This window comes from Curtobacterium sp. ME26 (assembly GCF_903970945.1).
GTDB classification, from domain to species: domain Bacteria; phylum Actinomycetota; class Actinomycetes; order Actinomycetales; family Microbacteriaceae; genus Curtobacterium; species Curtobacterium citri.
The window spans coordinates 75,694-86,255 of the sequence record NZ_CAJCKG010000012.1; the positions used below are offsets into that span (position 1 = coordinate 75,694).

General features: G+C 73.8%; 11 protein-coding genes. 7 read left to right on the forward strand and 4 right to left on the reverse strand.

Annotated elements, in window-relative coordinates:
- Positions 1-50: 50 nt before the first annotated feature.
- The 5 genes from H7A69_RS07205 (at position 51) to H7A69_RS07225 (ending at position 5,663) form a co-directional block, all read left to right on the forward strand.
- Positions 51-1,103: a BLUF domain-containing protein gene (locus tag H7A69_RS07205; protein ID WP_182046434.1), complete on the forward strand. Its 1,053-nt coding sequence runs from the start codon at positions 51-53 to the stop codon at positions 1,101-1,103.
- Positions 1,104-1,140: 37 nt separating this feature from the next.
- Positions 1,141-2,250, forward strand: a complete 1,110-nt coding sequence (locus H7A69_RS07210) for an FAD-dependent oxidoreductase (RefSeq protein ID WP_182046435.1) — start codon at positions 1,141-1,143, stop codon at positions 2,248-2,250.
- Positions 2,251-2,278: 28 nt separating this feature from the next.
- The gene (locus tag H7A69_RS07215) at positions 2,279-3,340 is read left to right on the forward strand and encodes a glycerate kinase (protein ID WP_182046436.1); all 1,062 of its coding nucleotides are present in this window, start codon (positions 2,279-2,281) and stop codon (positions 3,338-3,340) included.
- A gap of 137 nt (positions 3,341-3,477) precedes the next feature.
- Entirely contained in the window at positions 3,478-4,524 is a 1,047-nt protein-coding gene (locus tag H7A69_RS07220; protein ID WP_182046437.1) for an NAD(P)-dependent alcohol dehydrogenase, read from the forward strand.
- Between the two features lie 179 nt (positions 4,525-4,703).
- A complete protein-coding gene (locus tag H7A69_RS07225; protein ID WP_182046438.1) occupies positions 4,704-5,663 on the forward strand; it encodes an AraC family transcriptional regulator in 960 nt (319 codons plus the stop codon).
- Between the two features lie 66 nt (positions 5,664-5,729).
- Here H7A69_RS07225 and H7A69_RS07230 read toward each other — a convergent pair whose 3' ends face one another.
- From H7A69_RS07230 to H7A69_RS07245, 4 genes are all read right to left on the reverse strand, one after another.
- Entirely contained in the window at positions 5,730-7,163 is a 1,434-nt protein-coding gene (locus H7A69_RS07230; RefSeq protein WP_182046439.1) for a hypothetical protein, read from the reverse strand.
- A complete protein-coding gene (locus tag H7A69_RS07235) occupies positions 7,153-8,013 on the reverse strand; it encodes a TIGR03943 family putative permease subunit (protein ID WP_182046440.1) in 861 nt (286 codons plus the stop codon). Before H7A69_RS07235 ends, H7A69_RS07230 begins: the two co-directional genes overlap by 11 nt.
- The gene (locus H7A69_RS07240; RefSeq protein ID WP_182046441.1) at positions 8,000-9,013 is read right to left on the reverse strand and encodes a permease; all 1,014 of its coding nucleotides are present in this window, start codon (positions 9,011-9,013) and stop codon (positions 8,000-8,002) included. The genes H7A69_RS07235 and H7A69_RS07240 overlap by 14 nt, the downstream gene beginning before the upstream one ends.
- A gap of 94 nt (positions 9,014-9,107) precedes the next feature.
- Positions 9,108-9,686: a TetR/AcrR family transcriptional regulator gene (locus tag H7A69_RS07245; RefSeq protein WP_182046442.1), complete on the reverse strand. Its 579-nt coding sequence runs from the start codon at positions 9,684-9,686 to the stop codon at positions 9,108-9,110.
- Between the two features lie 87 nt (positions 9,687-9,773).
- Between H7A69_RS07245 and H7A69_RS07250 the strand changes: the two genes are divergently transcribed.
- Together H7A69_RS07250 and H7A69_RS07255 are read left to right on the forward strand one after the other, a co-directional pair.
- Positions 9,774-10,088 (forward strand): DMT family transporter, encoded by a 315-nt coding sequence (locus tag H7A69_RS07250; RefSeq protein WP_182046452.1) that lies wholly within the window; start codon positions 9,774-9,776, stop codon positions 10,086-10,088.
- Between the two features lies 1 nt (position 10,089).
- Positions 10,090-10,476: a DMT family transporter gene (locus H7A69_RS07255; RefSeq protein ID WP_182046443.1), complete on the forward strand. Its 387-nt coding sequence runs from the start codon at positions 10,090-10,092 to the stop codon at positions 10,474-10,476.
- The last annotated feature ends 86 nt before the right edge of the window (positions 10,477-10,562 follow it).

A 10,562-nucleotide genomic window follows, 5' to 3' on the forward strand; every position in this document is an offset into this window, starting at 1 on the left:
TTGGATCGGGTCGGAGCACGTCGGCTCCACCGGAGCAAGGAGGTGCGAGCATGCGTTCGCTCGTCTACACCAGCACGCAGACGCGTCCGATCACCGACTCGGAGCTCGCGCAGATCCTCGCCGTCGGCCGCGAGAAGAACACGCGCCTCGGCGTGACCGGGATGCTCGCGCACAAGGGCGACAACTGCATCGGGATCCTCGAGGGCGAGGACGACGTCGTGCACGACCGGTTCGAGCAGGTCCGCGTCGACCCGCGGCACACGAACGTGCGTGTCCTGCTCGACGAAGCGATCACCGAGCGCTCCTTCCCGGACTGGTCCATGGCCTTCCAGTCCCTCGACCCGCTCGTGCAGGAGGTGCCCGGCTTCAGCGACCTGTTCCGGGCGGGCCGCCCCGCCGACCCGGCGTCCGCGGCGTCGCGTGCGCACGGGCTGCTCGAGTGGTTCCGCAAGCACCCGCTCGCGCCGCTGACGTCGCAGCAGACGATCGACGACGAGGCCCCCAGGACCCGGGCGATCAACGGTGCGATCACCGTGATCCACGACCACGGTCCGGCCGGGTTCTCGGTCGAGGCCGTCGCCGAGCGCAGCGGCATGTCCGTCGCGGAGGTCGACGCCCTCTTCCCGAACCCGCACGCGCTCCTCGCCGCGACCGTGATGCGCTGGACCCGCGCGGTCTCCCTCCCGCTGCAGCCGCTCGCCGCCGAGAAGGGCACTGTCGCGTACCTCCACGCCCTGCTCGTCGCGCACGCCGAGGAACCCGCGCTGATGCGGCTCATCGCGTCGAGCCTCGTCGTCGCCACCGACCCGGAGGCGCCGGGCGCCGACTACTACCGGTCGGCCTACCTGCAGTTCCGCGAGGTCGTCCGCGAGGCACTCACCGAGGACGTCCGGAGCGGGCGGGAGCCCGCCACGATGGACCCGGTGCGCGGCACGCAGCAGCTGCTCGCGCTGTACGACGGGCTGCGGTTGCAGTCCCTCCTGACGACGGACACCGACGTGGTCGACGCCTTCGACCGCGCGGCGACCCGGATGCGCCGCGGGTGGGCCGAGCAGTACGAGCAGCCGACGTACTGGGACGTCCCGGTCGCACCGGCGCACTGACCACGGCGACGACGGCCACGCGCACTACGCTGCCGTCATGCAGCCCGACCCGACCACGTCCGAGGTCCCGCACGTGGTCGTCGGCGGCGGGGTCGTCGGCGCCGCGACGGCGTACACCCTGACCGCCCGCGGCGAGCGCGTCCTGCTCGTCGAGCAGCACGGCCGCGGCCACCACGAGGGGTCCTCCCACGGTGCCACCCGGATCTTCCGGCAGGGCTACGCCGACCCGGAGTACGTCGACCTGACGACCCGGGCGCTCGCGCTCTGGGACGCGCTCGAGGCACGCTCGGGCACCACCCTGCTCGACCGCACCGGCGCCGTGGACCACGGGCGACCCGAGGTGGTCGACGCGATCGCCGCGGCACTGGCGTCGGCCGGGATCCCGCACGAGTCGCTCACCACGGACGAGGCCGCGGCCCGCTGGCCGGGCATCGCCTTCGAGGGCCGCGTCCTGACCCACGCGACCGCGGGGCGGATCCGGTCCGCCGACGCGATCGAGGTCTTCCTGACCCTGGCCGAGCGCACCGGGCTGGCCGAGCTCCGCTTCGACACCCGCGTCACGGCGATCGAGGACCACGGTGACGACGTCACCGTGTCGCTCGGCGACGGCACGTCGGTCCGGACGCCGAGCCTGGTGGCGGCCGTGGGGTCCTGGGCGCCCACGCTGGTGGGTGCGCTGCTCGCGGCACGCGGGGCGCGCCTCCCGGCCGTCCGCGTCACGCAGGAGCAGCCCGCGCACTTCCCCAGCCACCTGCCGGACACGGCGTGGCCGTCGTTCGTGCACTGGGCGGACGGCGACGACGTCTACGGGCTCCTGACCCCGGGCGAGGGCGTGAAGGTCGGGTTCCACGGCACCGGACCGGTCGTCGACCCCGACGCCCGCGACCACCGGCCGGTGGCGGCCGAGGTGGAGCGCCTGCAGGCGTACGTCGCGCGGTGGGTGCCCGGCGTGGACGCCTCGCGGCCGAGCCTGATCAGCTGCCTGTACGACACCACCCCGGACGAGGACTTCGTGATCGACCGGCGCGGGCCGCTCACGGTGGCGACCGGGTTCTCCGGGCACGGGTTCAAGTTCGCACCGCTGCTCGGCGAGCTCGTCGCCGACCTGGCGACCGGTGGGGAGCCCCACCCGCGCTTCACCCTCTGACCACCGGGCGCCCCGCTACGGTGGTCGGGTGCGCGTCGTCATCGCTCCGGACTCCCTGAAGGGCACCGCCACCGCGGCCGACACCGCTGCGGCGATCCGTGCCGGCTGGCTCGACGAACGCCCCGACGACGACGTCGTGAGCGCCCCCACGGCCGACGGCGGCGAGGGCACGATCGACGCGTTCGCCGCGGCCGTCCCGGACGCCGTACGCGTGCCGGTCACCGTGACCGGGCCCGCGGGGACACCGGTCGACACGGCGTGGCTCCGCCTCCCCGACGGGCGGGCGGTGGTGGAGCTCGCGGCGACGAGCGGCCTGCCGCTGCTCGGCGGCCGGCTGCAGCCGGGGACGGCCACGAGCCGCGGCTTCGGCGAGGCGATCGCGGCGGCACTCGACGCCGGGGCGACCGGGCTGGTGCTCGGCATCGGCGGCAGCGCGTCGACCGACGGCGGACGACCCGTGCTCGAGGCGCTCGGGCTCACCGCGCACGCCGACGGCTCCGTCGACCGGAGCCACCTGCGGCCGCTGCCGGCCGGTGGTGCGGTGGTGCTGACGGACGTGACCTCGCCGCTGCTCGGCCCGGACGGCGCGGTCGCCGTGTTCGGAACGCAGAAGGGCGTCACGCCCGAGTCGGCGCCCGCGCTCGAGGAACGGCTCGCCGCCTGGGCGCTGGCCCTGCCCGACGTGGACCCGACGACGCCCGGGGCGGGTGCCGCCGGCGGCGTCGGGTTCGGCCTGCTCGCCTGGGGCGCGAGCCTCGACCCGGGAGCGCGTGCGGTCGCCGACGTCCTCGGGTTGCCCGCGCTGCTCGACAGCGCCGACGTGGTCGTGACCGGCGAGGGGCGGTACGACGACCAGAGCGCCGCGGGGAAGGTGCCGTCCGTCGTCCGGGCGCTCGCGGCCGAGCGCGCCCCCGGGGCGCGGGTCCTGCTCGTCGCCGGCGAGGTCGACGCACCGCTCGACGGGTTCGACGCGGCCGCATCGCTCGTGGTGCTCGCGACGCAGACGACCGGGGAACCGGACGACGCCCTGCGCGAGCCGCTGCGGTTCGCCCGGATCGCCGGGCAGCGGTTGGCACGGCTCACGGGCTGACCGGCTGCGGCACCGCGCCACGCCCGTCCCACCGTGCCTGGGGGTCCCCATCGCAACCTCCCTCGTCCAGGAGCGCTCCACCAGACTGGAGGACGGGTCGCACCCGGCCCGCCAAGCAGCACCCCACGAGGAGACCAATGCGCACCGTCAACGCGTACGCGGCACCGTCGGCCACCGAGCCGCTCGTCAAGACCACCATCACCCGTCGCGACCTCGGCCCGAACGACGTCGAGATCGACATCGCCTACGCCGGCATCTGCCACTCCGACATCCACACCGTCCGCGGCGAGTGGGGCCCGATCCAGTACCCGCAGGTCGTCGGCCACGAGATCGTCGGCCACGTCTCCGCCGTCGGCAGCGACGTCACGAAGCACCAGGTCGGCGACCGTGTCGGCGTCGGCTGCATGGTGAACTCCTGCGGCGAGTGCGAGCAGTGCGTCGCCGGCCAGGAGCAGTACTGCCTGAAGGGCAACATCGGCACCTACGCCTCGGTCGACCCGGCCGACGGCTCGATCACCCAGGGCGGCTACTCCGAGGCCGTCGTCGTGAACGAGGACTTCGTGCTCCGCGTCCCGGAGTCGCTCGACATCGAGAAGGTCGCGCCGCTGCTCTGCGCCGGCATCACGACCTACTCGCCGCTGCACCACTGGAAGGTCGGCCCCGGCTCGAAGGTCGCCGTCGTCGGCATGGGCGGACTCGGCCACATGGCCGTCAAGATCGCCGTCGCCCTGGGCGCCGAGGTCACCGTCCTGTCGCAGACCACCTCGAAGCAGGAGGACTCGCTCCGCTACGGCGCGAAGGCCCACTTCGCCACGAAGGACCCGTCGACCTTCGAGCAGCTGGCCGGCTCGTTCGAGCTGATCATCAACACGGTGTCGGCGAAGCTCGACATGGCGGCGTACCTCGGCCTGCTGCAGGTCGACGGCACGCTCGTCAACGTCGGTGCGCCGTCGGAGCCCCTCGAGGTGCCGGCCTTCGCCCTGATCCCGCGTCGCCTGAGCTGGGCGGGCTCCGCCATCGGCGGCATCGCGGAGACCCAGGAGATGCTCGACTTCTGCGCGGAGAAGGGCATCCTGCCCGAGACCGAGCTCATCTCGGCCGACCGCATCAACGAGGCGTACGAGCGCGTGCTCTCCTCGGACGTGCGGTACCGCTTCGTGATCGACACGGCGACCCTCGCCTGACGACCCGGGCCACGGGGGTCCGGTGACCCCCACCGGACGGGAGGCGCGCTGCCGGTGAGCAGCGCCTCCCGTCCTTCCCCTGGCCACCCCGCGGACCTACGCTGTCCCCGGAACGCGACCGCATCGTCCACGTCACGCAGCTCGTCGCCGCCGCGGCCCGGACGCGAGAGGCTTGACGGATGGACAACACGACGAACGAGGGACTCCGTCCCCTGGTCTCGGTGTCCGGCACGGAGACCGACACCGCGATCGCCGACCTGGCCGGCATGTACGCCGGCAAGACCTGGCACTCCGGGCACGTCGACGACGACTACTGGTACCGGTACGTCGCGGTCGGTGACGACCGGATGAGCGTCCGTCGCTCGCAGATGCACGGCACCCTGCGCGGCGACGTCGCCGTCGAGGGCCAGGTCGTCGTGCAGTGGATCGACTCCGGCACCGCGACCGTGGACACCGGTCGCAACGCCGTCCGCATGCAGCCGGGCATCCCGGTGCTGTTCCCCGTCGAGCAGCGCTTCGACATGGACTACCGCGACTGGGACCAGCGGCTCGTGCACCTCGACCGCGACCTCGTGCTCGACGTCGCGTCGGAGCGGTACCTGGTGGACGGCACGCTCGCGTTCGACCGCACCACCCCGCCGACGACGGCCGCGGTGGAGCGGTGGCGTGCCTCGGTGGCGTCCTCCGTCCGCGTCCTGCGTGACGAGGGCACCGCGTCGCTCGCATGGCACGAGTCGCAGCGCGAGGTGGTCCGCTCCCTGCTCGACCTGTACCGCTTCCACGGCGAGGCCGCGCCGGTCGGCTGGGGCGAGCACCGCAACGCCCGCATCCGCAGTGCCGTCGAGACGATCCACGCCCGCGCGCACGAACCGCTCACGGTGTCCGAGATCGCCCGTGCGGCGGACCTCAGCGTGCGGGGGCTGCAGGAGTCCTTCCAACGCACGCTCGACCGGACGCCCATGCAGTACCTCCGCGAGGTCCGGCTGCGCCGGGCGCACGACGACCTGCTCCGCGCCGAGCCCGCGACGGTGTCGGTGGCCGAGGTCGCGTCCCGCTGGGGCTTCACGCACATGGGCCGGTTCTCGGGCGAGTACCTGCGGCGGTTCGGCGAGTACCCGAAGCACACGCTGCGCCGCTGACCGGCAGGACGGGACGCACCGCGTCGCGGGGCGTCGCACCGCGTCCCGTCGGGTCGCGTCCCGTTCTCAGCCCACCTCGTCGCCGGAGGGCAGGGCACCGCACCAGTCGACCGACGACGCGTCCACGCTCGCCTCGAGCGCCCCGGAGGTCGCGTCGACGATGCTGACGAGGGCGCCCGACGCCGACGCGGTCGTGACGGCGAGGAACTGCGCGTTCGGCGACGGACAGACCGCGGTGACGCTCGCGTCGTCGGGAACCCGGACGGGCAGCCGGGAGGCACGGTCCCCGTCCACGCGCACGGTGCGCTGGGCGAGGGTGCCGTCCGCCCGCACGTCGCCCACGACGCGGACGTAGGTGTCGTCGGTGAGCGGGGCGATCCGACCGAGGTACGGCGCGTCGGTGCTGCCAGCCGGCGCGGTGATCGGCGTGCGCCGACCGTCCGTGAGGTCGAGGCGGACGATCCCGGTGCCGGTCTCGACGACGGCCGTGGTGCCGCTGCCGACGAAGCCGTGCAGGAACGTGGCGCTGCCGAGGCGCACCGGGTCGGTCCGCCCGCTCATGTCGACCAGGACGAGGTCGTCGGAGCCGGTGCGGACCAGGGCGCTCTCGGTGCGCGGCACGTACGCCCACTGCGCGACGGTCATCGGGACCGCACCCGTGGTGGGTCGGCCGTCCTCGGCGACGGCGGTCGGCAGGTGCGTGCCCGTCATGTCGACGACGTACAGCCCGACGTTCCGGGACTGCCCGGTCGAGGTGTCGGCGTACTCGAAGCCGAACGACGCCCCGTCGTCGGCGACGTGCAGGGCCGTCACCCGTCCGGACGCGGTGGGGAGCGTCAGTCGCTCGACGGGTGTGCCCCGGTCCTGCACGCCACCGGCGAGCGGGACGATCTCGACCGTCGAGCTGCCGTCGCCGCCGCGGACCACGACGAGCGACCGGCCGAGGCGCGCGTACTCGGTGATGCCCCGCGCCTGGAGGACCGTCGTCGCGCCGCCGGCGTCGAGGGACCGTCGCACGATCCGGTCCGGGGCGCCCGAGGTCCCGGGCACGAGCGCGAGCACGTCGGTGCTCCCGGTGGTGATCGTCGTCCGGAGGTCCGCGGTGGCGGGCTGTCCGGGCGCGCGCACCCCGGCGACCGCGATCTCGTACGACCGGTCGTACGCGAGCGGACCGGCGAACTCGACCGCGATCGTGTTGCCGCTCGACGTCACGGTGTGCGGGGCCGACGGCGTCACCGTGACCGCGTCGGCGGACACGCGCTGGAGCGCCTGGTTCGCGGTGAGGATGACGCGCTGCGCGGGTCGCGACACGAGCCCGGTCGGGTCGTAGGTCACGTCACGGAGCCGCGGGCCCTGCTGCGACCCGACGATCGCGGCGACCGCGCCGACGAGGACGAACACCGTGAGCGACGCCACGAGCCGGCGGCGGTAGCGGTCGCGGGGACGCCGCCGGACCGGACCGGCCGCCCGTGCACCGGTGGTGCGGGGATCAGTACTCATACGGGTCCGTCGGCTGGTCGATCACCCGGACGGACGCCGCACGGACGACGATCCGCGCCTCCGCCGACTGGTCGGGGTTCGCGGCGAGCTTCCCGGTGACCCGGACCCACCGGTCGGCGTCGGGCACCGCGCCGTCCGTGACGACGCCGAGGCCGACGGGCTGCGCGTCGACGGCGCAGCAGCTGATCACGAAGCGGGTGAGCGTGAAGGAGCCGTCGGCGCCGGGCACCACGAAGCCGGACAGCTCCACGGGCTTGCCGACGAGCGCCGTCGTGTCCGTGGTCTGGCGGATGAGCGCCGCCCAGTCCTTCACGCCGTACTCGGACGTGTCGACGCCCTCGCTTCCCAGCAGGGCGACGTCCTGCGTCCCGGTCGCGTTCGACAGGGTCGGGGTGTCGACGCTCCGCTGCTGGGCGGTCCGGGCGGACAGGGTCGTCGGGGGGAGCACGAGCATCGCGGCGGTGATCCCGACCGTGACCACCGCGGCCGCGACGCCGAGCACGCGACGGGTGACGCGGGCGGCCGTCGGTGCCGCGCGGCGGACGGCGCGGGCCGCGTCCGAGCCGTCCTCGTAGGAGGAGTCCGCAGCATCGTCCCGCGCGTGCGCCGGTCCGTCGTCGTGCGCGTGCCCCACTCCGTCGTGCGCGTGTCCGTGGCCCCGTGCCACCGCGACGAGCCCCGCGACGGACGCGGGCACCGCGACGGCGGCCAGCACGATCGTGAAGAGGTCGTACCGCGGGTTGATGTACAGGTCGAGGTGCCCGACGAGCGCGAGCCACAGCGTGCCGAGCGCCACCGCGAGCACCGACCCGAGCCCCAGGTACGCGGGGCCCTGCTCAGACGAGGACATTCATCACCAACCCGACCGCCGCCGTGAACAGGACGCAGACGACCGCGAGCAGCACCAGGAAGCGCGCCCGGAAGGTCGTCCGGAGCAGGGCGATCATCTTGACGTCGATGATCGGCCCGATGAGCAGGAACGCCGTGATCGACCCGGGCAGGAACGTCGACGCGAAGGACAGCGCGAAGAACGCGTCGACGTTCGAGCAGAGCGAGATGGTCATCGCCAGGAGCATCATCGCCGCGACGGACAGCACCGGGTTCGCGCCGATCGACACGAGCGTCGACCGGGGCACGGCGACCTGGATCGCCGCGGCCAGGCCGGCACCGACGAACAGCGCGGGCATCATCGTCGCGGTCTCGCCACCGAACTGCGACGCGCTCTCGCGCCAGCGGTGGCGGCTCTGCGGTGCACCGATCGCCGCGCGGCAGCGGGCCTCGAAGGCGGGGAGCAGGAGCTCGGCCGGACGACGGTGCGCCGCGACGATCCAGCCGACCAGGTTCGCGAGCACGAACCCGCCGACGATCCGGACGACGAGGATCCACCCCGACCACCCGAACGCCTGCGCCGTGCTGATGATCACGAGCGGGTTGAGGATCGGCGCGGCGACCAGGAAGGTGACCGCCTCGGCCGGGGTGAAGCCGCGCATCATGAGGCCGCGGGCGAGCGGCACGTTCCCGCACTCGCAGACCGGGAAGAGCATGCCGATCAGCGAGATCACCGCGCGCCGCGGCACCGGCCGCTCCGGGAGGATCCGTTCGAGCACCCCGGCGGGCACCCACACCTCGACGATGATCGACAGCACGATGCCGAGGACCACGAACGGCAGCGACTCGACCACGACGCTGATGGCCAGCGTCAGGAAGTCCTGCACGACGTCGGGCAGCCCGGCGGTCCCGACGCTCGGCGACACCACGCGCACGCCGAGCAGCACCACGACGGCGCCGAGCACCAGGCCGGGGCCGGTGCGCGTGCGGGTGGGGGCGGGGCGAGTGGGAGCGCTCGTCACCGGGACAGGATAGGCGAGCCGACCGCTGCGGGACCTGCAGCCGCGCCCGCTCGCCCGGCTGCCCGCTCCGCCGCCCGGAGCCTGGTCGGCCGGGTCACCCGATGGGCAGGCTCGCCAGGTGCCGGTCGAGCAGCGCGATCGCCCAGTCGTGGGACTCCCCCGCGTCGAGCCGCGTGACGTGCACCGCGAGCCCGTCCACGAGCGCGTGCAGCCGGCACGCCTCGTCCGCGCGCTGGTCCTCGGGCACGCCGACGAGCGCGACGATGCGGTCGCACCACGCCCGCATCTCCGCGACGACCCGGTCGAGCGCCGGCCGGAGCGCGGCGTCGGTGAGCGCGGCGTTCCCGAGCGCCAGGTACACGTCGAGCTCGACGACCCGCTCGTCGTCCAACGGCAGCAGCTCGAGCAGGATCCGTCGAGCGGTCTCCGCGTCCCGCAGGTCGGCAGGCAGGGCGTCGATGCGCTCCCGCGTCCGGTCGAACACGAGCGTGATGGTGTGCCCGCGCATCGCGGCCTGCGTCGGGAAGACGTACCGGACCGTGCTCGGCGGCAGGCCTGCCTCGGCGGCGACACCGCGGACGCTCAGCGCTGCGAGCCCGTCGCGCGCGAGTACGCGGCACGCGGCCTCGGTCACGTCGGTCCGGCGCTGCTCGAGGTCCTCACGGGTCGTCACCGATCCATACTCGCACGCTCGTGCGACTCGTGCTACCGTCGAGCGGGCAAGAGTCGCACACCCGTGCGACTCGCGGAAGGGATCCTCGTGGCCTGGGTGGTGCTCGTCCTGTCCGGCGTGCTCGAAGCGGTGTGGGCCACCGCGCTGAGCGCGTCGAACGGGTTCAGGAAGGTCGTGCCGACGATCGTGTTCGTCGCCGGCATGGTGCTCAGCATGGTCGGACTCGCGTTCGCCATGAAGGCGATCCCGGTCGGCACGGCCTACGCGGTGTGGGTCGGCATCGGGGCGTCCCTGACGGTCGTCGTCGCGATCCTCCGTCGGCAGGAGGCCGCCTCGATCGCCCGCATCGCCCTCGTGCTCGGCCTGGTCGTCTGTGTCGTCGGCCTCAAGGTGGTGAGCTGAGGTGGCGTGGTTCGTCCTGTTCGTCAGCGCCGCGCTCGAGACCGTGTGGGCGACCGCCCTCGGCGCGAGCGACGGCTTCACCGTGCCGGGTCCGACGGCGCTGTTCGCGGTCACCATCGTCGTGAGCCTGGTCGCGTTCGGCTACGTGCTCCGGCACATCCCGATCAGCACGGCGTACGCGGTGTGGACCGGCACCGGCGCGGCCCTCACGGTCCTCTGGGGGATGGCGACGGGCGCCGAGCCGGTCACGTTCCTGCGCCTGCTCTTCATCGCGGGGATCGTCGGCTGCGTGGTCGGCCTGAAGCTGGTGCCGGCGCGGCCGGCGGCGCCCCGAGGCTCGTCTCTGCGGACACCTTCGCGCGGCGAGGACGCGAGTTCCGTCCGCTGAGGCGAGTCTCGGCATCCCGTCACACGCCGGGACGGACGGGAGGCGCGGTGCCCGCTGGCACCGCGCCTCCCGTCCGTCATCGGTCA